The following is a 21,383-nucleotide window of genomic DNA, read 5'->3' on the forward strand; positions in this document are numbered from 1 at the left end:
CGGTGAAAGGAATAGAACATGCGGTCGTGCTGCAGAAGGTCCGGGGTAGGCAAGCCGGCTGCGGAAAGATACTCATCCAACCCCTGGATCTGATCGGCACCAAGCAATCGGAGAGACATCTCAGGGTGGTTCATCGTGGACTCGATGGGAAGGGAATCAATATCCGGATAAGGGCGCGAACCCTGGATTTTGCCTCCTACTGTGACTCGGTCATCTGGTCAGTGAATTAATATCTGCTTTACCGTATATCTGAATGGTCATATATTCGAGCCTCCAGATATGAGCCGCCCGTGCTGCGTTCCCCAGGAGGTCAAATGCGGGAAACCCTAACCCCCCCCATCGTTTTTAAATGTCTCGCTGACGAAACACGAGCCCGGATGACCTTGCTGATCGCCAGTGAAGGCGAGCTATGCGTATGTGAGTTGACCTGCGCACTCGACCTCAGCCAGCCGAAGATTTCTCGGCATCTTGCTCAATTGCGAGAAGCCGGAATCCTCATGGACCGGCGGCAGGGACAATGGGTGTATTACCGCCTCAATCCGTCCTTGCCAGAATGGGTGCAGATGATGCTCAAGAGTGTTGTCGATGCAAACGCCCAGTGGCTAAGCGCCGATGCTGTGCGCCTTGCTGAAATGGGCGAGCGTCCACAAAGCCCTGCTGCTTGTGCTTGATTTTCACTTCGCTGACTGAGTTGAGCCATGTTCATCGCATTTTTGATTTTTCTCGCAACGATCGTTCTGGTGATCTGGCAGCCAAAGGGTCTGGGGGTGGGCTGGAGCGCTGGTCTAGGGGCGGTCGTGGCGCTACTGGCGGGCGTAGTGAATCTGTCTGATATCCCAGTGGTGTGGCAGATAGTATGGAACGCCACCGCAACGTTTATCGCTGTCATCATCATCAGCCTTTTGCTGGATGAGGCGGGTTTCTTCGAATGGGCAGCGTTGCATGTGGCCCGCTGGGGCAACGGCAGTACCCGCAAGCTGTTCGCTTTCATCATTCTCCTGGGAGCAGCAGTGTCGGCGTTATTCGCCAATGATGGCGCAGCGCTGATCCTGACGCCGATCGTTATCGCCATGCTGCTTGCCCTGCGTTTTTCCCCGGCGGCGACGTTGGCATTTGTCATGGCAGCAGGTTTTATCGCCGATACCGCGAGCCTGCCGCTGGTGGTGTCCAACCTGGTGAACATCGTTTCCGCCGACTACTTTGGCATCGGTTTCAGCGAGTACGCCTCGATCATGGTGCCGGTGAACCTGGTCAGTATCGCCGCCACGCTGGGAATGCTGCTGTGGTTCTTCCGCAAGGACCTGCCGCGAACCTATGAACTCGACCAACTGAAGGCTCCCGAAGCCGCTATCCGCGACAAGGCGACGTTCGTTGCCGGCTGGTGGGTGCTTGCGCTGTTGCTGGTCGGCTTCTTCGCCATCGAGCCGCTGGGCGTTCCGATCAGCGCCATCGCTGCTGCCTGTGCGCTGATCCTCTACCTGATCGCTGCGCATGGGCACGTGATCTCAACCCGCAAGGTGCTCAAGGACGCGCCTTGGCAGGTCGTGGTGTTCTCGCTTGGCATGTACCTGGTGGTCTATGGCCTGCGTAATGCCGGCCTCACCGACTACCTGACGCAGATCCTCAATGTCTTCACCGGCTACGGGGTCTGGGGCGCATCCCTCGGGACGGGGCTGCTCGCCGCTGGCCTGTCGTCGGTCATGAACAACATGCCCACTGTACTGGTAGGAGCTTTGTCGATCCATTCCGCCGAGGCCACTGGCATCGTGCGTGAGGCCATGATCTACGCCAACGTCATCGGCTGTGACCTCGGTCCGAAAATCACCCCAATCGGCAGCCTGGCCACCTTGCTGTGGCTGCACGTGCTGGCCCGCAAAAACATCGTTATCACCTGGGGTTACTACTTCCGCACCGGTATCGTCCTGACGCTGCCGATCCTGCTTGCCACCTTGGCCGCATTGGCCATACGCCTGAGCTTTTGAACCGGAGATATCTGATGAAAGTCTTGTTCATGTGCACCCACAACAGCTGCCGCAGCATCCTGTCCGAGGCGCTGTTCAATCATCTGGCCCCCGAGGGTATGGAAGCTGTGAGCTCGGGTAGCTTCCCAAGCGGCAAGGTCAATGAGCGGGCGCTGAAGACCTTGGAAGCCGCCGGTATCCCCACCGCTGGTCTTTCAAGCAAGGCCTCGGATGTCTTCGAGAGCTCTCCTCCCGACATAGTCGTCACCGTGTGCGATCGAGCTGCCGGCGAAGCCTGCCCGATCTTCTTCGGTCCATCGCTCAAAGCCCACTGGGGCCTGGCCGACCCTTCGGCGGTTACCGGCAGTGAGGCGGAAATCGAACAAGCCTTCCAGACCACACTTGCGAAGATCGATGAGCGCGTGCGCGCTTTCATTGCGCTGCCCTTCTCGCAACTGAGCCAGGACGAACTGAAAGCCGAACTTGCTCGCATCGGCGCGCTGTAGGCCCTGGATCAATGGAGACTGAAATGAACGACCACCTGCCAAATATCCAGCCAGAACTGATCGATCTGCCGTCGCTGGAGCGTCTGGAGCCGAAGGATCCCTCCACGCATAAACCACGCATCCTGCTGCTGTACGGATCGACCCGCGAACGCTCATTCAGCCGCTTGATGGTCCAGGAAGCTGCGCGCCTGCTGGAAGAGTTCGGCGCCGAAACCCGTATCTTCGACCCTTCCGGCCTGCCGCTCCCGGATGACGCTCCGGACTCCCACGAGAAGGTGCTGGAACTCCGCGAGCTGATGCAATGGTCCGAGGGCCAGGTGTGGTGCTCGCCCGAGCGTCACGGTTCTATGAGCGCAGTCTTTAAGGCGCAGATCGACTGGGTACCTTTGGCCATGGGCGCCGTACGTCCGACCCAGGGCAAGACATTAGCGGTGATGCAGGTTTGTGGTGGCTCGCAGTCGTTCAACGTGGTGAACCAATTGCGCGTGCTGGGCCGTTGGATGCGCATGTTCACTATCCCTAACCAGTCGTCGGTTCCAAAAGCCTTCCTGGAGTTCGATGATGCCGGGCGCATGAAACCTTCTTCCTTCTATGACCGGCTGGTTGATGTGATGGAAGAACTGACCAAGTTCACGCTGCTATTGCGCGACCGCCAGGATTACCTGGTGGATCGCTACTCCGAGCGCAAGGAGTCGGCGGAAGAGCTGTCCAAGCGAGTCAATCTGCGGTCCATTTGAGGTCATGAGCATGTCACATCCCTACTCGATGAAATCGCTGCCCCATGCCCCAGGAGCGCTAATTTTCACACCCTGCCCGGGCACCCAGGCCAGCGATCTTGCTGAAAGCCTGAAGACGCTGAAGCAGGCTGGCGCCGTGGCGCTGGTTACCCTGATGTCGGATACAGAGCTTCAGGAAAACGGCGTTGGTGAGCTTGGCGTCGCGGCCAGGCAGTATGGGTTGGAGTGGTACCAGTTGCCGATCGAGGATGATCAGGCTCCTGATCAAACCTTCGAGGCTCGGTTGGGGGAGATTCGCCACCAGTTAGACGATTTGCTCGCTTCCAACAAGGCCCTGGCCATCCACTGCAAGGGCGGCTCCGGTCGCACCGGGCTGTTCGCTGCCCGTCTGCTGATCGAATCCGGAATGCCGCGTCGCGAGGCGATCGCTTGGGTGCAGGAGCTTCGCCCACGGGCGATTCAGAAGCCTGCGCACATCAACTACATCAACCAATTCGGCGAAGACTGAGCGCTCCAGCCAGACAGGAGAGACCATGGCCACCGACGGCGAACTACTCGATGTCATCGTGATTGGCGGCGGGCAGTCCGCGCTTACGGTGGCCTATTTTCTCAAGCGGGCCAAGTTGTCGTTTCTGCTGCTCGACGCCGAAGAGGCTGCGGGCGGGGCGTGGCGCCATGGCTGGGACTCGCTGACGCTATTCTCACCCTCAGCATGGAGCTCGATCGCGGGCTGGCCGATGCCGCTAGTCACCGAAGGTAATCCCGATAGGGATCACGTGGTCAGCTATCTGGAGCAGTACGAGGCGCGCTACGGGTTTCCTATCGTTCGCCCCGTCAGCGTTACGGCGGTGGAGCGAACCGGGCGTGGCCTTCGTGTTCGCTCGAAGGACCGCGACTGGGAAGCCCGTGCCGTCATCAGCGCAACGGGGACTTGGAGCAAACCCTATGTTCCGGTTTATCCGGGGATAGAGCTGTACGGGGGGCAGCAAATTCACTCCGCCCATTATCAGTCACCAGAGGCTTTCCAAGGAAAGCGCGTGCTGGTCGTTGGTGGTGGCAACTCGGGGGCGCAAATCTATGCGGAGCTGTCCGAGGTCGCCGACGCAACGTGGGTAACCACGGAGGAGCCGGCGTTTCTGCCTGATGATGTCGATGGCCGGGTGCTGTTCGAGCGGGCTACCGAGCGCCTCAAGGCTCAACAGGAGGGCCGTGTTATCAACGTACCGGTCGGCGGGCTTGGCGATATAGTCATGGTGCCCCCGGTGGTCCGGGCCCGCGAGCGAGGAGCCCTACGGTCTGTAAGGCCTTTTGTCTCATTCACGCCTGACGGGGTCGTCTGGCCCAATGGTGAGAAAACCCAGGTCGATGCGGTGATCTGGTGTACCGGTTTCCGGCCGGCTCTGGATCACTTGCGGGACTTGGACGTGCTGGATGACAGCGGTAAGGTCGAGGTTGACGGGTCGCGCTCTATTCGCGAGCCGCGCCTCTGGCTGGTCGGATATGGCGACTGGACCGCCCTGGCCTCGGCGACGCTGATCGGCGTCACCCGTACCGCGCGCAGCACCGTAAACGAAGTAGTGGAATACCTGAACAGCTTGGAGCAGCCGGATGCATAGCGGAATCGAGATTCGTATTGCTGGTCCAGAAGACGCTGCAGCCATACAGGCTATCTACGCTCCGATTGTGCTCCACACTGCCATCTCGTTTGAAGAGGTAGCGCCGAGCGCGGAAGAAATGCGCCAGCGTATCGAGACGACGCTTCATACCTATCCATATTTTGTGGCTGTGCAGCAAGGTCGGGTGGTCGGTTATGCCTATGCTAGCCAGCATCGAGCGCGAGCGGCATATCGGTGGGCGGTAGATGTGACCGTCTACGTTGCAGAGGGGCAGCGTCGGAGTGGGATTGGCCGGCAGCTTTATGACGTTCTCCTGCCGGTTCTGAAGCAGCTAGGATATCGTTCTGCATACGCGGGTATTTCTTTACCGAACGAAGGAAGCGTGGGTCTCCATGAGCGACTCGGCTTTCAGCACATCGGTACGTTTTCGCAGGTCGGGTTCAAACTCGGTGCGTGGCATGACGTGGGATATTGGCGGTTTGATTTCGGTGGCGAGGGTTGTCGGCCTGAGGCTCCTACAAGCTTCTTATCCCAAATCCCGATGCCGCGTTAGAACATGAGGTCCATTTTGAAGGGTCCATTTGAGCGGCCGCTGAGCGTTTCGTCACCAGGGCTTGAATCTGAGCTAGCGTGTTGCGAAGACACGTCGGCGGCCTAGAAGACTCGATGGAACCATCAGAGATATGATCCTGCGATCACAACTCGAAGGTGGCCTCTATGCCATACCCCGTAAAGCCATGGGCAGAAATAGCTCAGCATTATCAGCGCGGTACCATCTTGTTGGGCAACGGCGCGAGTATCGCTGTGTCGCAGAGTTTTGCGTACCGCTCACTGCTAGAACATGTCAGGGAAAATGAGCTGCTCCAGAACGACGTGGCGCGTCTGTTCGAGTTTTTTGAGACAGAAGATTTTGAGCTAATTCTGCGGGTCGTCTGGCAAGCATCCAACGTCAACAAATCGTTGGAGATCCCAGATCAGCGTACCCACGAAGCCTACGTGCGCGTCCGGGATTGCCTGATCCAGGCAGTGCGGGATGTTCACCCTGAATATCACCAGATCACCGATCATCTGCCGAACATGTACCGGTATCTGAAGGAGTTCGACACGGTCTTGTCGCTAAACTATGACCTGCTGGTTTACTGGACGGTGGCCTATGGTCTCAACATCCCGGACGGCCATATGTTCAAAGACTGCTTCGTCGATGGCGGGGTATTCGATGACGACTGGCGTCGATTCCGGAAGCTGTACAAGGAGCGAGTGAATACGTTGGTGTTCTACCCCCATGGCAGCTTAGCTTTATGCCGCAACAACATAGAGGAAGAGTTCAAGATCCGCGCATTGGGCGGCGGCTTGCTGGAAGCCATTCTTCAGGAGTGGAAAAACGAGCGTGTGGTACCGCTGTTTGTCAGTGAAGGAACCATGCGTCAGAAGGTAGCTTCGATTCAAAATAGCTACTACCTGTCGACTGTCTATCGAGAGGTGCTTACGGCGCCCCGGAAGACACTGACACTGTTCGGTTGGGGCTTGGGGGAGCACGACAGGCATTTGCTCAAGCGAATGAAGGGGACGGGCATTGAGCGCGTAGCCGTCTCAGTCTTTCGGGGATATCAGCCTTATTGCAACATGGCTTACCAAATCATTCAGGATGACCTGGGGCCAGTTGACGTCGATTTCTTCGACAGTGAGAGCCCGGGCTGCTGGGTTCAACCCGAATAGCGGGCAGGACATCCACTCCTGAAATCTCAGAGGTGGCTGTAAGGCCCGTCATTACTGGGCTAGACAGTTTTTATTCTCTGGCGCATTTGTCCGAGTCAACGGTTTTGGGGGCTCGCGACAGTTTTGCGTTTACTCCGAATCGGGCTGAAGGCCACGGAAACTGGGCCTCTTTGCGACAGTTTTAATTCTCTAAATCCAGCGCCCTCAGCCATGCATACACCTTCCTCTGCTCGTGAAACCCAGCTGAGTATCCAGGTGCTGCCAGAGGCTGAAGCCTGATGCTCCCCGTCGACGAACTGAAGGCGGTCAGGGCCCGTGTCACAGAATGCCTGGCGTTAGCGTCCTCAGGTTTTGGCCGAGTATTTCCGGAAATACCTGTGCGATTTGATCTCACCGGCCGTACAGCTGGCATGTATCGATACAGGATCGACAAGCACACAGGCAAGCCAAAGGATCAGGAGTTCCGGTTTAACCGAATACTGGCCAAGGAAAACCTTCGCACGTTCCTTGATGACACCTGCCCTCATGAAGTGGCTCATTACATCACGCGCACTATCTGGGGAATGGAGCCTTCCTCACATGGAGCAGAATGGCAGGGCATCATGAGGGATGTGTTCAAGCTTGACCCCAGCAGGTGTCACAGCATGGACACGTCGAGGGCGGTCAAAAAAAGCTTCGTCTACAGATGCGGGTGTAAGGGCAAGGACCATAAGCTCAGCACCACGAAGCACAATCGGGTCCAGCGTAAGGCAGCCATACTCCAATGCAAGACGTGTGGTGAAATTCTGGAGTTCGTCCAGCAGGCAGAGAAAGCACCTGCTCCTGTAATTTCGAAACTCTTCATTAGTACCTCAGGCCCCGCGCTCGACAGCGCTCAAGCTGACCGGATCGCCAAGCTCATCATTGATCACCAGGTGAACCAGGTCGTCGTTGACTCCTTAATCACGGGTGAACGCCACCGCCAGCTGTTGAGCAAGAAATTGAATGTCCCGTTGGCCTCGGTGACCAGGCATCCGACCCCCGACACCTTGCCAGGCGGGGTGACTCACGCCATCGTCTTCGGCGATGGCCAAGACGAGCGTCAAGGGCGCGTAGCTAAGGCTTTCGAGCAGCGAGGGGTGAAGGTGCGGATGGTGCGAGCAGGTGTAGGCTGAAGTGGCGGTTATGAAAGCGCCCATTACCCCTGAAGCAATTCGCGTAGAGCCCGTCATGCGTCATACCGAGCCTACCCAGCAACACCCCGATGCCGCGGACACTTTCCGCCTGAAAGCATTCCGAGTCGTCACCGGCGAACTGTTCGCTGCAGCCAATGCGCAGCATGCGCTCGACATGGCCAAATCGCACCTTTCACAGCCCCAGCTCAGCCTGCGTGACGTCGTCGCGGCGAACCACTGGGACTGGATGGTAGCGGATGAGAATGGCGCTGAGCTCGCCGCTGGCGGTTCGGCGCTACTCGCCCGGGCTACCGCACCGGGCATGCTTGGTCGCTGCAGAACAGACCATTCGTACCAGACCGTGTTTGTCGAAGATCTGAGCGGACGAAGCTTGGAATGGGCCATGCGTGAAGCGAGCTTCAAGGCATTTGGTTTCATGATGAGCGCTGAGCCTGGCTGCCCAGTCGCCACTCAGAGGGACGCCGTACGGCGGTGGCTTGGGGATGTCGTGAGCGTCCCTGCAGATCTACATATTCTGGACGTGCAAGCGGCGTGAGCCTTTTGCATGCCGGCACCATGCACCCAGCGGCAGGGGAGAGGCCTCACGCCATACATGTCCGTGTGGGCCATCTCCACCTACAAACTTAACGCACATGAGGTGCCGCACCATGACTAACCCAAACCAAGCAGTAGCAGTCTCCACTGAAGGCCGTGTACCAGCTGATTGGAAAGCTCCTGACTTCTATCAGCCATTGGACCTTCTGCGGGCCAAGCTGGCGTTCCAGTTCGGTGATTTCGCACATCTTGTGCTCAGTCAGTTCGAAAAAGCGAAGACAGCCTACATGGGCCGCGATATGTCTCAGGTTCAGTTCCCCCGGACTGGCGAGGAGGCGATGATCGAGCTTGAGGTTCGAACTCAAACACTGCAGTGGGTTGTTGAAATGGCCGGTCTGACAGGGAAAGCTGTCGACTACGCTGCCAACCGCTATCACGAGGACACCGCGTTCTTGCTGGTCTACTCGATGCCAAACGAAGATGGGCTCCAGACGTTCCGCTGCGGTGGTGGTAGCCCGGGCGCCGCTCTTGCTCAATTCGCGCAGCAGAATCCAGACCGAGTTCATCTCGTGCAGGAAATCTACGTGGACAAACGAAGCCTTCAGCCTGAAGCTGCATAACGATTCACCCAAACCCCACCGCCTAGCGCTGGGGTTTTTTTACGCCTACAGAAAACCCGGACGTTCGGCCGAAAATATTTTTCTGTATGCATAACACGTATGTGTAATTTTACTGTTGTGCGTTTCGGATACTGGCCGTAATATCGGTGCGTGTGAAAATGACAGCATGGTGCCATCAACCTGCCGTATCGATCTTAGAGACGCTGGCGCCAGGCACATTGACCCAACCAATCACGAGGCCCAATCGATGACCCCTCAGGAACTGTTGCAACAGCCCGACGACCAGTACATGAACCCTGAGCAAGTAGCGTTCTTCAAAAACCTGCTGGCGAACGAAAGTGCTACAGCCATGGGGCGCATCGAGCAGCTGCGCGTCGACCTGACGGGCTTGGAGAAAGCCCCTGATGAAGCCGACGCAGCACTGATCGAGCAAGAGCGCCAGTCCATCCTGGGCAGCATCGAACGCGAGAACCAAAGTCTGCGTGATATCAAACAGGCGATGTCAGCGATCGCAGACGGTAGCTACGGCTGGTGCGAAGACACCGGTGAGCCGATTGGTCTCCGTCGCTTGCTCTCGAACCCTCGATCGCTACTGACTGTCGAGGCCAAGGAGAGCCGCGAGAACAAATCCCGGCACCTTCGCGCTGCGTAATCACCATTTACCTGTAATGCCGCCAGCCCGTCATACTGAGGTTAATCCCCATGCCCAAGTCCCAATCCCTGCCCGTCAAGTCCTCCCGCACAGCTGACAAATTCGTGGTGCGCCTGCCTGACGGGATGCGCGAGAAGATCGCTGATATTGCGAAAGACAACCACCGCAGCATGAACTCTGAAATCATCGATCGCCTGACGCTGAGCATTGCGCAGGATGAAGAGGGCGATCTGACGGTCCGTACGCTGGCGCAGGTTACTCGGCGTTGTGAGGAGCTGGAGCAACAGCTGGCAGAGCTTAAAGCAAATCAGGGCACCGAAACCCCGAAGCCAGGTCTGCAGCTCCCACCTAGACTGTCGATCGCCAGCGCGCAGTGAAGGACGACCACCATGGGGAACTTGCTTGATGTAGGTCCGGGCGCAACTGCCGCTGGCGCTGGCGACATTGCTGGGGTCCTCTTGAAGGCCGCTCAGCGGTATTTCTACTTGCGTGGCCCTGCCCTCCGGACTGGGAAAGCCAATGTCCCAATGGTACGTATCGGCATCGACAAGCTGCTAAGCGGCGAATCGCTGGATGCTGAAGTCGACCGGGCGATGATCGAGGCCCATGCCGCGGGGCTCAGTGTTCCACCAGGAGCCGGCGGCCATACCGGCAGCTATCAGTTCTCAGCCGCTGAGGCAATGTTTCTGCGGAAGCTTCTCGCAGCGCCACAACCAGCCCAGGCGGCTCAACTCCTGAAGTACGCGACTGCGGTAGGGGTGCGTGACACAGCGAATCTCTTTGCTAACTACATCGCGTACATGAACTCTCCGATGCCCTGGCTTCAGATAACAGTCAAGGAAGGGGCCCTCGAAACTTTCCGCGGTTCACCTACGCAACGTTTGATTTATGAGCCTGATGAGCGCCAGCGGGCTATTGAGGGCCGTACACGCCGAATCTGGTCACAAGCGGCCCCCGAAAGTGCTGGTCATTACTGGAATTGGAGCGGTAAGGAGGGCATCGAAGCATCCTTGTTGGCTGTCACCTGGTCCTCAGACATAGGCAAGTTCTGTGTAGAAGGGGCACCAGGTTTAAAGCGATCAATCAGTTGTGAGGAGTGGGGAGGATGGTGGGCATTGCTCGACCGGCCTAACCCCCTCGAAGAGATCGACTGCTTCCGCAACACATCTGCCAGCTGATCAGCATCTCGCCTAGCTGCATCAGAAAGCACTCAGCTGCTTCAACCTCAAGCATTCAAGTCAGTGCTCATAAGGGCGCTGTCATCACCCCCATTACCTAACAAGGCATGACCATGTGGTTTAAGAATCTGACCGTTTACCGTTTGACCCAAGAAATTGAATTTGCCACGCATACCCTTCAAGCCGCCCTGGCGTCGAAACCTGCACGGCCGTGCGGTTCGCAAGAGTTGGTCACCTATGGGTTCATCGCGCCGCTGGGCAATGGAGAGGATGCTCCGCTCGTACACCAGAGCGGCAATTTTTTCCTGATCAGTGCTCGGAAGGAAGAGCGAATCCTGCCGGCCAGCGTGGTCAATGAAGCTGTGAAAGAGAAGGTCGAAGAGATCGAGAACTCACAGCAGCGCAAGGTCTACAAGAAAGAACGTGATCAGATCAAGGACGAAACGATCCAGGCCATGCTGCCGAAGGCGTTTATCCGTCGTGGTGTGATCACAGCAGCCATCGCACCCAAGCTGGGTCTGATCATCGTCAACAATGCGAGCGCCAAACGTGCAGAGGATCTGCTCTCCACGCTCCGCGAGGTAATGGGCTCCCTGCCGGTGCGCCCGGTGTCAGTGAGGATCGCCCCGAGCGCGACACTCACTGACTGGCTCAAAACCGGCGAGGCAAGTGAAGGCTACTACGTCCTGGATGAATGTGAACTGCATGACACCGCCGAAGATGGCGGATCGGTTCGCTGCAAGCGGCAGGATCTCACCAGTGACGAGATCAAAAATCACCTGGCAACCGGCAAGGTCGTGACCAAGCTGTCGCTGGCCTGGCAGGATAAATTGTCGTTTGTCCTTGACGACAAGCTCGTGATCAGACGCTTGAAGTTCGAAGAGTTGCTTCAGGAGCAGGCCAGCCAGGACGGAGGGGAGGATGCGCTGGCGCAGGCTGATGCTACGTTCGTGCTGATGATGATGACCTTCGCCGAATTCCTCCCGTCTCTGTACGAGGCGCTGGGTGGTGAGGAAGTGCCCGCGTCCATCTGATCCCAGCAGGACACCAAGCCTCCGCCGCGACGGGGGCTTTTTGTTGCGTGAAAAAAGTATGGAGCCCTGTTCTGCATTCCAGGTAGGTACGGACAACCAGTTTGTCATTCCCCCGATCGGGCCCAGTCCCCGTCAGGGGAGCTGTGCCGACTACTTGGAGCAGCACAATGACCACCATCATTAACGCAAAAATCGGCGAGTCGAAGGGCGTTTCACGGGTCTTTATGGAGGGCCGTCACCTTTTGACAGCTGGTATTCAGATCGGCAAGAAATACTCGATTAAGTCTGACAAGGTAGCCCGACGCCTTGAACTAATTGAGGTTCCAACCGGCTTCGCCGGGAAGTGCATCAGTGTATCTAAGCGCGAGCGTAATGGGGTTGTACATCCAGTAATTGACCTGCGATCTGAGCAACTCCGCGAAGTCTTTGAAGATGACCATAAGGTCCGTGTTGCGATTCGTCGTGGCCGGATTGTGATCACTGCTTTGCAGATTCAAACTAAGATCCGCGAGCGCCTCAAGCGCATGAAGGAAAAGTTAGAGCGTGGTCAAAAGCTCGCTGTAGCTTCGCTCTTCCACGGGGGCGGGGTCCTCGACCGCGCATTGCACTCAGGCATGGTGAAGGCCGGTGTCGGCTCGTTTGTGCAGGTTGGCGTTGAGATGGAAAGTGAATATCTCGACTGCTCAATGCGTAACAATGTCGATATTTGGACAGAGGACTCAATCGCTATTAACTCCGATGTTCGGGATGTTTACTTGAGTGAAAATACGCCACTTTGCGAAATACTTGTCGGAGGTATACCCTGCGTAGGGGCAAGTAAGAGCGGCAGGAGCAAAAACAAACTTGCATTCGCAGAAGGTCATTCTGATGCCGGCGCACTGTTCGTCGAGTATTTGAACTGGTTGCGTCATGTAAATCCGTGCATTGCAATTATTGAAAACGTAGGCGAGTACGCTAACACTGCATCGATGTCCGTTATTCGAAGCGTCTTCACACATCTTGGCTATGTGGTTCATGAAGCTATTCTGGATGGCTGGGATTTTGGTACGCTCGAACACCGTAAGCGGCTTGTGGTTGTGGCAATGACTCCTGGGATTGGAGATGGTTTTTCTTTCGATAATCTCAAGGTTAACAAAGTCCGTGAGTCATGTATTAACGATATTCTCGATCCGGTTCCTCTCAATGATGGATCTTGGAAGGAATACTCATATCTTGCGGAGAAAGAAGTTAGAGATCTGGCTGCAGGAAAAGGGTTCGCCCGTCAACTTTTAACAGGTGAAGAAGATGGTTGTGGTGTATTGTGTCGCGGGTATGCCAAAGGCCGGAGTACTGAACCCTTCCTGGTGCATCCAGAGGATCCAAACCTCAGCAGGCTATTCAAAAAGTCCGAGCACGAGAGACTTAAAGGAATTCCAGCTGGGCTCACCGATGGTGTTTCTGAAACTACTGGGCATGAGATCTGCGGTCAAAGCGTGAGCTTTCCAAAGTTCGTATCTGTAGGTGAGGAAATCGGCAGGGCCGTCATGGTTTCACGCAACAATGTTGTTAACTTTCCCACTCGACCCGCTCAAGCCAGCACGGATGATTCGGTTGGTGCTGAAGTCGACAAACTCCAAACTGGAACCTTGGCTTTGCTGATCTGATTGCTAGGTTTCGCCTTAAACGCCACACATGCCCGGTTCGCTTATGCGAATCGGGTTTTCTTTGTTCGATGAAATTGTTTCAGACGCTTGAAGGTACTGACGTATTTTGCTATACATTGGTTACTAGTTTTCCCAGAGAGGAGGCAAACACATGAAAAATATCACTTTCGCTTCTGAGTTTATGAGTGCTGCAAAACAGGCACCACGCATCTATTTTGCGCCTTTGGTTGGTGCCTATAAAGCTATCAAGGCTGAGATGGCAAAGGCTTCGGGTGGTGACCGCCCAGGCGAAACGACGCCTAAACACTGATGCTCACGAAAAACCCGCCGATTGAGCGGGTTTTTTGTGCCTGGAATTTACTGGTTTCTGTGAAGCATCCCCTTGAAGCAAGTTAACTTTCAGGGGCCCACCATGCTTCTCGCAATCAACGATCCTGCGGTGCAATCCGCTTTGATAAACGCATTTGCTGCTATCGTCAGTACTGTCCTGGCTGCGGCATCAGCCGCTCTGATCGGAAAGAAATTTTCAGACCGAAAAAAATTGGAGCGGTCGTTGGAGCTGTGCCAAAAGGACGTCGAGTTCTTGCTGAGGGTAGAGGCTGAGCATGTCGAGCTTCACAAGGAGCGGGGTGACAAGCCCAATAAGCTCAAAGTACGTGAACGTGTGAAGGATCTGGGGTTCTCGTTCTCGGGGAAATTCACACCAGGCCGGCTGCGGCAGTCCAGGCAGAGCTGATTGAGATGTACCACCCAGCCAGGTTATGCCTGGCTTTTTTGTGCCTACCAATTACAGACCCGCGTTACGCATCTCCAAGGGCTAGGTCTACCGCAAGAAGGCCTATGGGATTTCTCAACGACCGCCCCAGGTCCTTTCAGGAGTAACAGATGTCCAAAACCCACAAAAAACCTTGGTGGAGCCCGATCGCTCACTTCGGAGCTCATGGCTTCGTCGGTACTATCATCTTCTTGATCATCATGGTGCCAGCAGTTCTGCTTAACCATTTGGTCCAATACTTGGCTAAGTTCGGGATCAGCGACTTTACCTTACTGATCCTAGGGCTGCTTGAGCATGCCATTGTGCTTGTAGATGCTGGTCTTTTCTTCGTCTTTATATGCATTGGGGCAGCCCGAGCAATCAAGGAGTTTGCTGAATGAATCAAACATTTGGGTCTGAGTTCGCTAACGCTGCAAGGCAGGCACCACGAATCTTCTTCGCGCCATTGATGGGAGCTGTAGCTGCCATCAAGGATGAGTTCAGGCGCGTGAAGTATGGTGCAGACCAAAACAGCAAGCCGCTGCAATCCAAATAAACGCTCAGCAGAGCTACCTATAAAGTAACGCTAAATCCGACCCACCATCCTAGATGGTGGGTCTTTTTTTGGATCTGATTTCTCGGTACCGCCCGGGAGCCTCCTGGGTGGGGGCAAGGTCTGGATGGAGAGTCGGCAGATTCTAAAGGAATCTATCGCCGTATGCGTACGCGTTATGTATTATGCGGACTGCACATTTCAGGAACCGATAGGAGCGTTCAATTTGGCCAACTCTCTCGAATTCGAGGTCGGCGCCGGCTACGAGGTAACCAATCCACCCAAGCTGGCTGTCGGTGACGATCATACGCACCAGCTCTCCCGTTTTCTCACCGTGCTCGCCACCGACGAGCACGGTGTGACGGTGTATGACGGGTGGTACGGTGAGGGTTTAGCAAGCTTGCACCTCTCACATGAGGTCCTTGCGCAGTTGGACGTTAAAAGGTTGCAGTCTCGCGGTGACGGTGTTGCTGCGGACTTGGCCAGCGCTATCGCCAGCTCAGCTGCAGCTGCCATCGAGCGCCGTGACCAGGTGAAGGAACACGGTGGGGCAGAGCAAAGCGTGCACGCCTCGCAACGATTCTTCGTGCAGTTCTTCTCCGGCCAGATCAGGGGGCTCGCGTCCAAAGGGCTGATAAACCCAGACCTTGCAGTTCAGATGATCAGCCTGTCGACCGGGGTGGAGCTTGCTGTCGGTGAATAGTCGAGGGCGATTCTTCTCTCTGCGCATCGCTATAGCTGCCGTTGCCACTGTCTGCGCTGTTGCTGCTGTCGGCCTGATTCTGTTCAAACCTTGGGCCCAGCGTGGCTTCGAGGTAGCAGCAGTTAAGCCGGTGGGGCGGTACTGCCTGATCAAGCCAGGTGAGCACCGGACCCATTGCGAGGGCGAGGATACCGGTCCCAGGGACCCAGTATTAGCAGCCATCAAAACCATGACTCAACAAGGGGGCGGCAGCCGTGATGCCACCTCTCGCTAAGTAAGTCGTTTACCTGTTCTGTATCCAACCCAACCTGAGGAACCGCTATGACTATCACTACCGACATGCTCGCTCGTATCGCCGTTGTGGTGCTGGCCGTGATCATCTCGATCGCAATCAAGCGCCGGAAAGCTCTTTTCAGTGTGAAAAACGCCTCTGGCCCTGAGCAGGCCCAGGCCATTCAGGGCTTTGCTGACCGCTCGCTGCGCGATGTCAATATCCTGCTCTGGCTTTGCTCGGCCCTTTGCGCAGCTGCACTGGCCGTGTGCTTCTATTCGATTTTCAACCCTCTGTAAGTCACTCCCTGGTCGGTGACCACAAGGCCTCGGTTCATTACTGTGAACTGAGGCCTTTTTTTGTGGCGGCATCATGACATCGAATGGCTAGCAGCATATAGATTCTTCTTGTATTATGCGTACGTGTTATCAATCAATTCAAGGAGCTTGAAATGCAACGAATCCAATTTTGGGCCATGCGTACATTGAACATTGTCGGCCAAGTGCCGGCAGCCCTGGCACTGGCGGCTTTCGTTTTCGTGTGGGCAAAGATTGGCCACATCACCCCTGCACTCGCTTTCGTGCTGATCGCGGTCCTGATGATGGCGGTGCTCTTCGTGCAGCTGATGAAAATGGCCGACCGTAGAAAGGCCAAGGCCAGTGAGCAGGCTCGTGCTGGCACCGGTCTGCGCTGAGTTTCACTGTGCCTGCCAGCCTGGCGCAAGTCATCCCCTGCCGCCCGTATGTGCGAAGCCTGATCGACACCGGTTTCTACAGCGAGATACCGATGCACCGCGGGGTGGTTGAGCGCGTAGAGCTCGCAGGTGGCTATGCCGTGGAGCTGAGCCTTTCAGGGGATGTATTTGATGGCTCTGCGGTATGTGAAGGGCGACTGGTTACAGCCTGGCTGCTATCGAAGTCAGAGGCTGTACCAGTCGCTGTCCTGGACGCGGTTTTGTTGTCCAGTGGGGAGGGGAAGCGATACTCCTTGGCTGAGGCTTGCGATCTGGTCAGCGAGACCGTCCAGAAGCTGGTTCACGAGCTGGTGAGAACCTGCCACCAGGACTTCTCTGCTGTGCTCGAAGCTGGCAGCGTCTTTGTTATAACCCGGCTGGAAGTTCGCGACAAATTCAGGTCGTCAGAACAGAGCGAGTCTATTATCGAAGCTTCATGCACCTGGCTTCGATCGAAATTCCGGTTGGTGCTGCTAACCCTGCAGCCGTTTCCTCTCCAATACGAAAATACTGCTCCAGTTCTAGGCAGCCGGCATTACGAGGCATACTGGCGAGCCCTTAGAGCGGACGTGGAGAAGCTTTCTTTATACTACAGCTATCACTTTGATTGTATTGCTGCGTCACTTGAGTCTACTTTGTTGATCAAGCCGCTGAGCGGATACAAATGCGCGCTAAGCCGTGCAGGGTGGTCGTTTATAGCAGCGGAGTAAATATGCTCGCAAAATCGAAGCAGCCCAATGGCGTAAAGTATAATATTCAACTTCTCATGAATGGGTGGGTGGTTGCAGCGCTCTTCTGGGTGGTTGGATCCTTAACTGATTTCCTCCTGGAAAAGTTCGAAATCATCCCTGCTTACAGCTACGGCTTTTGGGTCAAGGTTATTGGCTGGGCAATGGGTGGTTTTTTTGTCGCTCTGTTCATAATCCGCCTAGTTATCTATCGTTACCATGTAAAGATGGGCAAATACCTATGAGTCTGTTCTTGATCGGGGTTGGCTTGACGGTAGCTGCTCCGGCGCTGTGTCGCAAAAAGTATCAGGCCCATGGACCAGCCTGGATCTACTCCCTCGGGTGCGCCGCTGCGGTGCTTGGCCCATACATTTTGCTTTGCACATTTTTGGACATGGCGACCTTGCTCGCGACTGCAGCAGTCCTTGGGCTGCCGTTTTGGATGTATGAACGATATCTGGGAGCTAAAGGCCGGCATCACTTCACGCAAGGGGTAGTGGCCTTTCTGGTGGAGTTGACGCCTGTTGCCGTGTTCCTGCTCCTATTCCGATCCTTTGTCGCCGAGCCATACCTTGTTCCGTCGTCATCAATGCGCCCCACACTTGTGGTGGGTAGTGTCGTTGTAGTCGATAAGTTCACCTATGGTATGAGATTACCATTCGTTCCGAAGCCAATCACGCAAGGCCGACCACCGAAACTTGGGGATGTTGTGGTTTTCCGATTCCCACTCGATCCGTCTAAGCCTTACATCAAGCGTGTGGTTGGAGTCCCCGGTGACCACATCACTTATCAAGGTGGTGTATTAGCCATTAATAATGCACCGGCGGTACATCTGGGCGAGAAGCCATTTGCTTACGAAGATGAAGCTAGCGGAAAGCTCAAACAAGCCGTTTATACGCTGGAGAAAATTCAGGACTTACAAATCGGCACGATCAAAGACCCTGGCAGCAGTGACTTTGGTGTAAGCACTGACTTTCCTGCCATTCCCGGCTGTGAGAGAAGCGTGTCAGGCTTGTCATGTACTGTTCCTGCCGGTTCTTATTTTGTACTGGGTGATAACCGCCCCAATAGCTTGGACAGCCGCTACTGGGGTTTTGTCTCGGACAAGGAAATAATAGGTCGCGCCATTCTTGATCTTGATTTCACTAACGGCAGATTGGAATTCAGTCGAATATCTCGCTGATTCGCTATCAAGGAGCAAGCTGTCATGGAGCAACGCAAGAATACACCCCCGTGTTCCTCATTACCTGTTTGTAAGGCAACGCAAGGCCTTGCACCCACCTTTCAGGAGAGAAACGCATGAACTTCCATGACACCGCAATCAAATATGCCCAACTCGCAGCAGCTGCAGTCGATTCTCGCGGTAACCTGCTGCACCAGGTGGGGTCGTACCCTGCAGGAACGGTACGTGACGCTGAGCTCGCTGAACTTGAGCAAGCGTATCGATCGACAGTCTTCGCCGAGTTGGTGAGCTCCAGTGAACTGAAGGCCACGGCCCACGTAGTGTTGTCCCAGGATGACGACGAGTCTGGTGCGGATGCAGAGGTGATCGGTATCTGCTTTGACTCCGCTTCGGCAGAAGGTCTTGCCGACGAAGCTGCATCCGAAATGGTTAAACGCATCAACCAGTTGCTGGCCAATGACATGGGCGCCGATTTCGAACCTGTTTCAGTTACGCAGACTGGCCAGGAGCGCATCGTTTCCAATTCCAATGTCGGAATTCTGGGGGCTATTCGCATCAAGACTGCTTCGGTAAGCATCGAGGGGAACGGTTTCGGACTGCATGCCGTTACCTCGCCAATCATCCCGCTTGGGGTGGCCAGTTTGTAAACCAGCTGTATGCCCGGGCCAAGTGCCCGGGTTTTTTTTGCCCTCGGACCTTTGGGCTCCGAGGGGTCACACATGGCGTTGTACTGATATGCACTCATCCAGTATTATCAGTACACGTTACGTATCGAAAGGGCCTAGTCATGGATAGCCGTTCTTCACATTCTCTGATCATTCGCGTCGTGGTTGCTCTTGTCGTCGTAGTCATGGGCCTGCTGGCTACCATGGCTGTTGGCGCCGGCGTGGTGCAGATTTCCCCCCAGCTCATTTTTAAGGGCGTCTTCCTTTGTCTTGTCGGAGGGGCCCTGTACCTCATCATTCGCTCTTTCGTGGCCGCTCCTGTTGAGCTGGATGACCAGGTTGCTGCAGAACCGAACGGAAGCAAATAGATGTTCGACCTTCATGAAGGGAGCAGCGGTACCGAGGCGGCAGCCAACCTGAGCTCTCGCAATCTCTTTTTCGAATCGGCGGATAGCGGTTTGAGCAATGTTGCCTGGGCCCAGCTGATGGACCAGTTCCGCGACGAGCAGGGCTGGGCGGATACCCGGCTTAGCAAAGAAATTGGCATCAGCATCTCCATGATCCGCCAATGCCGAGTGCACATGCGCCCGTTGCCTCCTCCAGCGCGCATACGCACGCTGGGCGCGATGGGTGTGGAGGTGACCTTGTCGACTTTGCTCGCAGCATTGCCAGAGCCCATTCGGGAGGCAGTGGAGGCGGCCAATCAACAGTCACAGGTGGTCCGCGAGACATTGGTATACGGTTTCTTCGATCGCCTTGACGCCGGCGGTTCACCAGACCTGGTCAGTGCCTTCTTCGATGGTTTGGCAGCGATCTCTGGGCTGAGTGACAGTGAGCAGGCGTCCAGAATCGGCCTGTCACTGGAGGATTTCATTCTGATCCGCACGGGGCGTAAGCCCATCCCGTTTCGCGTCAAGATGGCTATATCCGGTGCTTACACGGCCAAGGAGCTTGGCCCCCTAATCCTGTCGCTGCTGCCGGCCGCCTAGGGAAGGGAAATTCACAGAATCAAGTGATCCATATCGTATACGTACGTGTTATGCTTCAGATCGATTCCGGTGGTTTTCGCCGGCAAAACTTCTGGAGGTGTCCATGGCGGCTCACATTACTGCTCCAACCAAGTGCCTTTGTGGGCACATTGATCTGTTCAGCTTTTCCTCTCCAGGGATGAGCGGGCGCCGGCAGGATCGCCTCTACGCCAACAGCACTCTCTGCGGGGATTGCAGCGCCCACATCCGCGACCTGGTTAAGCCCCAAGCAAAGGGCTTCTATAAGATCACTTTGCCCCAGCTGGTGGGCCGCCCTCGTTCTGTTTCCTGGGCCAATTCGCTCCGCGTGGCTCATATACGCTCTCTCGGTCCGATCATGGCCCGTCTGAAGTGCAGTACTGATCCAGTGGCAGTTGTGGCGCTGGCTGTCTTCGAGATGCTCTTCAAGATCACTGATGCCAACTTCTGGCTTTCGGGCAAGGATCAAGCTTTTGGCGCTGGCCACTGGGTGGTTTCGGAGATCGAGCATTTGATGCGCAAGCGTGACCTGTCCATGCACGAGAACTCCCGTTCGGCCTATTGCTACTGGAAGGCAATTAATCCCGCAGTCATCCACCAAGCCCGGCAGGAAGCGTCTGCGCTTCTGTCCTCGCCCCCAGTGTCGACGGGTGAGTCGCCGGCAGTTCAACCATCCCAAGCGCAACCCCCAGCGGGCGGCACCTCGGTGTTCCTCTGATCGGTGTCTCAGGTGAATTCGTGCAACTAGAGAACTCAATAGCGCACCAAGATGCAGCTGCGCTTGCTTCACCAGCTCCAGCCGACACCCCTTGCTGCGCGGTAATAGGGGGGTCGGTTGAATGCGCTGGATATGGTTTCGTGGCGAGCCAGGGGGCTATCGTTGGCCATAATGAGATGCCCCCTTGCCCTGCGTGCAATACCGTGTTGTTTCTGGCCAACGCGAAGAACCAGGCCTCTGCGCCTGCAGGAGCAGCCGGCAGCGACATGACAACAGAGCAGATCTGGCTGGATGCGCTCCGTGTGGCTCATCGGGAGAACCCAGGTGGCGTGCACGCGGCCTTGGAAGAGGTCGGTGAGGTGCATGTCAGGGTATCTGGGCCTGATCGATCGACCGCTGTTGTTCGTACTTACAACGCTCCATACCAGCTCAGTGAGACAGAGCTCGATGATGCGGCCGTCGACGCCATCGCGCTCAACATGAAGGTGAAGATGGCCAGGAACCGGGCGAAAGGCCGTGCTGGCTGGAATGAAGGCGATACATGCACAGCTGATTTCCTTTCGAAAGAGCTGCGCGAGCACGTAGAGAAAGGAGATCCGCTCGATGTCGCGATCTACGCGATGATGTTGAACCTTCGCGGAGAGGTCATCTCAGCGGCAGATTGCAGCGCCCACACATCAACTGAATGAGTAAGAC

The 21,383-nt window shown here is 55.9% G+C and carries 31 protein-coding genes; all 31 read left to right on the top strand.

From position 1 onward, the window contains the following. Positions 1–314: 314 nt before the first annotated feature. The 31 genes from G7009_RS23720 to G7009_RS27540 all read left to right on the top strand — a co-directional run bounded on the left by G7009_RS23720 (position 315) and on the right by G7009_RS27540 (position 21,376). Entirely contained in the window at positions 315–671 is a 357-nt protein-coding gene (locus tag G7009_RS23720; RefSeq protein WP_060519748.1) for a metalloregulator ArsR/SmtB family transcription factor, read from the top strand. Positions 672–698: 27 nt separating this feature from the next. Next, positions 699–1,982 (top strand): arsenic transporter, encoded by a 1,284-nt coding sequence (locus tag G7009_RS23725; protein ID WP_060519746.1) that lies wholly within the window; start codon positions 699–701, stop codon positions 1,980–1,982. Positions 1,983–1,996: 14 nt separating this feature from the next. Continuing rightward, the gene (locus G7009_RS23730) at positions 1,997–2,467 is read left to right on the top strand and encodes an arsenate reductase ArsC (protein ID WP_031314387.1); all 471 of its coding nucleotides are present in this window, start codon (positions 1,997–1,999) and stop codon (positions 2,465–2,467) included. A 23-nt stretch (positions 2,468–2,490) separates the two neighbouring features. Further along, the gene (arsH, locus tag G7009_RS23735) at positions 2,491–3,204 is read left to right on the top strand and encodes an arsenical resistance protein ArsH (RefSeq protein ID WP_060519744.1); all 714 of its coding nucleotides are present in this window, start codon (positions 2,491–2,493) and stop codon (positions 3,202–3,204) included. A 4-nt stretch (positions 3,205–3,208) separates the two neighbouring features. Continuing rightward, entirely contained in the window at positions 3,209–3,712 is a 504-nt protein-coding gene (locus G7009_RS23740; RefSeq protein ID WP_082422063.1) for a cyclin-dependent kinase inhibitor 3 family protein, read from the top strand. A 25-nt stretch (positions 3,713–3,737) separates the two neighbouring features. Continuing rightward, on the top strand, positions 3,738–4,820 hold the full coding sequence (locus tag G7009_RS23745; RefSeq protein ID WP_101195987.1) for an ArsO family NAD(P)H-dependent flavin-containing monooxygenase: 1,083 nt from the start codon (positions 3,738–3,740) through the stop codon (positions 4,818–4,820). After that, complete coding sequence (locus tag G7009_RS23750; protein ID WP_060519738.1) at positions 4,813–5,373, top strand: arsinothricin resistance N-acetyltransferase ArsN1 family B; 561 nt, start codon at positions 4,813–4,815, stop codon at positions 5,371–5,373. Before G7009_RS23745 ends, G7009_RS23750 begins: the two co-directional genes overlap by 8 nt. Positions 5,374–5,537: 164 nt before the next feature. Further along, entirely contained in the window at positions 5,538–6,536 is a 999-nt protein-coding gene (locus G7009_RS23755; RefSeq protein ID WP_060519736.1) for a DUF4917 family protein, read from the top strand. 278 nt (positions 6,537–6,814) lie between these two features. Further along, complete coding sequence (locus tag G7009_RS23760) at positions 6,815–7,690, top strand: SprT family zinc-dependent metalloprotease (RefSeq protein WP_181132485.1); 876 nt, start codon at positions 6,815–6,817, stop codon at positions 7,688–7,690. A gap of 55 nt (positions 7,691–7,745) precedes the next feature. Beyond that, the gene (locus G7009_RS23765; protein ID WP_181132486.1) at positions 7,746–8,246 is read left to right on the top strand and encodes a hypothetical protein; all 501 of its coding nucleotides are present in this window, start codon (positions 7,746–7,748) and stop codon (positions 8,244–8,246) included. Positions 8,247–8,358: 112 nt separating this feature from the next. After that, a complete protein-coding gene (locus G7009_RS23770) occupies positions 8,359–8,865 on the top strand; it encodes a hypothetical protein (RefSeq protein WP_181132487.1) in 507 nt (168 codons plus the stop codon). Between the two features lie 247 nt (positions 8,866–9,112). Further along, the gene (locus tag G7009_RS23775) at positions 9,113–9,517 is read left to right on the top strand and encodes a TraR/DksA family transcriptional regulator (protein ID WP_181132488.1); all 405 of its coding nucleotides are present in this window, start codon (positions 9,113–9,115) and stop codon (positions 9,515–9,517) included. Positions 9,518–9,567: 50 nt separating this feature from the next. Continuing rightward, positions 9,568–9,894, top strand: a complete 327-nt coding sequence (locus G7009_RS23780; protein ID WP_181132489.1) for an Arc family DNA-binding protein — start codon at positions 9,568–9,570, stop codon at positions 9,892–9,894. A 150-nt stretch (positions 9,895–10,044) separates the two neighbouring features. Next, on the top strand, positions 10,045–10,695 hold the full coding sequence (locus tag G7009_RS23785) for a hypothetical protein (protein ID WP_219856739.1): 651 nt from the start codon (positions 10,045–10,047) through the stop codon (positions 10,693–10,695). A gap of 113 nt (positions 10,696–10,808) precedes the next feature. Then, positions 10,809–11,729, top strand: a complete 921-nt coding sequence (gene rdgC / locus G7009_RS23790; RefSeq protein WP_181132491.1) for a recombination-associated protein RdgC — start codon at positions 10,809–10,811, stop codon at positions 11,727–11,729. A 167-nt stretch (positions 11,730–11,896) separates the two neighbouring features. Further along, a complete protein-coding gene (locus G7009_RS23795) occupies positions 11,897–13,372 on the top strand; it encodes a DNA cytosine methyltransferase (RefSeq protein WP_181132492.1) in 1,476 nt (491 codons plus the stop codon). A gap of 151 nt (positions 13,373–13,523) precedes the next feature. After that, positions 13,524–13,682, top strand: a complete 159-nt coding sequence (locus G7009_RS23800) for a hypothetical protein (protein WP_181132493.1) — start codon at positions 13,524–13,526, stop codon at positions 13,680–13,682. 102 nt (positions 13,683–13,784) lie between these two features. Beyond that, positions 13,785–14,108, top strand: coding sequence for a hypothetical protein (locus tag G7009_RS23805; RefSeq protein ID WP_181132494.1), 324 nt, complete (start codon positions 13,785–13,787; stop codon positions 14,106–14,108). Positions 14,109–14,257: 149 nt separating this feature from the next. Continuing rightward, positions 14,258–14,527 (top strand): hypothetical protein, encoded by a 270-nt coding sequence (locus G7009_RS23810; protein ID WP_023383712.1) that lies wholly within the window; start codon positions 14,258–14,260, stop codon positions 14,525–14,527. After that, positions 14,524–14,682 carry a hypothetical protein gene (locus tag G7009_RS23815; RefSeq protein WP_181132495.1) on the top strand — a complete coding sequence of 53 codons (159 nt, stop codon included), beginning with the start codon at positions 14,524–14,526 and terminating at the stop codon, positions 14,680–14,682. Before G7009_RS23810 ends, G7009_RS23815 begins: the two co-directional genes overlap by 4 nt. A 223-nt stretch (positions 14,683–14,905) precedes the next feature. Then, on the top strand, positions 14,906–15,382 hold the full coding sequence (locus G7009_RS23820; RefSeq protein ID WP_181132496.1) for a hypothetical protein: 477 nt from the start codon (positions 14,906–14,908) through the stop codon (positions 15,380–15,382). A 321-nt stretch (positions 15,383–15,703) separates the two neighbouring features. Further along, on the top strand, positions 15,704–15,952 hold the full coding sequence (locus tag G7009_RS23825) for a hypothetical protein (protein ID WP_060515403.1): 249 nt from the start codon (positions 15,704–15,706) through the stop codon (positions 15,950–15,952). 152 nt (positions 15,953–16,104) lie between these two features. After that, positions 16,105–16,347, top strand: a complete 243-nt coding sequence (locus tag G7009_RS23830) for a hypothetical protein (RefSeq protein ID WP_060515404.1) — start codon at positions 16,105–16,107, stop codon at positions 16,345–16,347. A gap of 8 nt (positions 16,348–16,355) precedes the next feature. Further along, positions 16,356–17,096: a hypothetical protein gene (locus tag G7009_RS23835; protein ID WP_181132497.1), complete on the top strand. Its 741-nt coding sequence runs from the start codon at positions 16,356–16,358 to the stop codon at positions 17,094–17,096. A 2-nt stretch (positions 17,097–17,098) separates the two neighbouring features. Beyond that, positions 17,099–17,359, top strand: coding sequence for a hypothetical protein (locus tag G7009_RS23840; RefSeq protein ID WP_060515405.1), 261 nt, complete (start codon positions 17,099–17,101; stop codon positions 17,357–17,359). Beyond that, positions 17,356–18,297, top strand: a complete 942-nt coding sequence (lepB, locus tag G7009_RS23845) for a signal peptidase I (RefSeq protein WP_181132498.1) — start codon at positions 17,356–17,358, stop codon at positions 18,295–18,297. Before G7009_RS23840 ends, lepB begins: the two co-directional genes overlap by 4 nt. Positions 18,298–18,413: 116 nt before the next feature. Continuing rightward, complete coding sequence (locus G7009_RS23850) at positions 18,414–18,944, top strand: hypothetical protein (protein ID WP_060515406.1); 531 nt, start codon at positions 18,414–18,416, stop codon at positions 18,942–18,944. 140 nt (positions 18,945–19,084) lie between these two features. After that, entirely contained in the window at positions 19,085–19,330 is a 246-nt protein-coding gene (locus tag G7009_RS23855) for a hypothetical protein (RefSeq protein ID WP_060515407.1), read from the top strand. Further along, the gene (locus G7009_RS23860; RefSeq protein WP_060515408.1) at positions 19,331–19,951 is read left to right on the top strand and encodes a hypothetical protein; all 621 of its coding nucleotides are present in this window, start codon (positions 19,331–19,333) and stop codon (positions 19,949–19,951) included. Positions 19,952–20,054: 103 nt separating this feature from the next. Continuing rightward, on the top strand, positions 20,055–20,687 hold the full coding sequence (locus tag G7009_RS23865; RefSeq protein WP_060515409.1) for a hypothetical protein: 633 nt from the start codon (positions 20,055–20,057) through the stop codon (positions 20,685–20,687). Between the two features lie 203 nt (positions 20,688–20,890). Further along, the gene (locus G7009_RS27540; protein ID WP_219856741.1) at positions 20,891–21,376 is read left to right on the top strand and encodes a hypothetical protein; all 486 of its coding nucleotides are present in this window, start codon (positions 20,891–20,893) and stop codon (positions 21,374–21,376) included. Positions 21,377–21,383: the final 7 nt, after the last annotated feature.

The organism is Pseudomonas capeferrum, assembly GCF_013523055.1.
GTDB lineage: Bacteria > Pseudomonadota > Gammaproteobacteria > Pseudomonadales > Pseudomonadaceae > Aquipseudomonas > Aquipseudomonas capeferrum_A.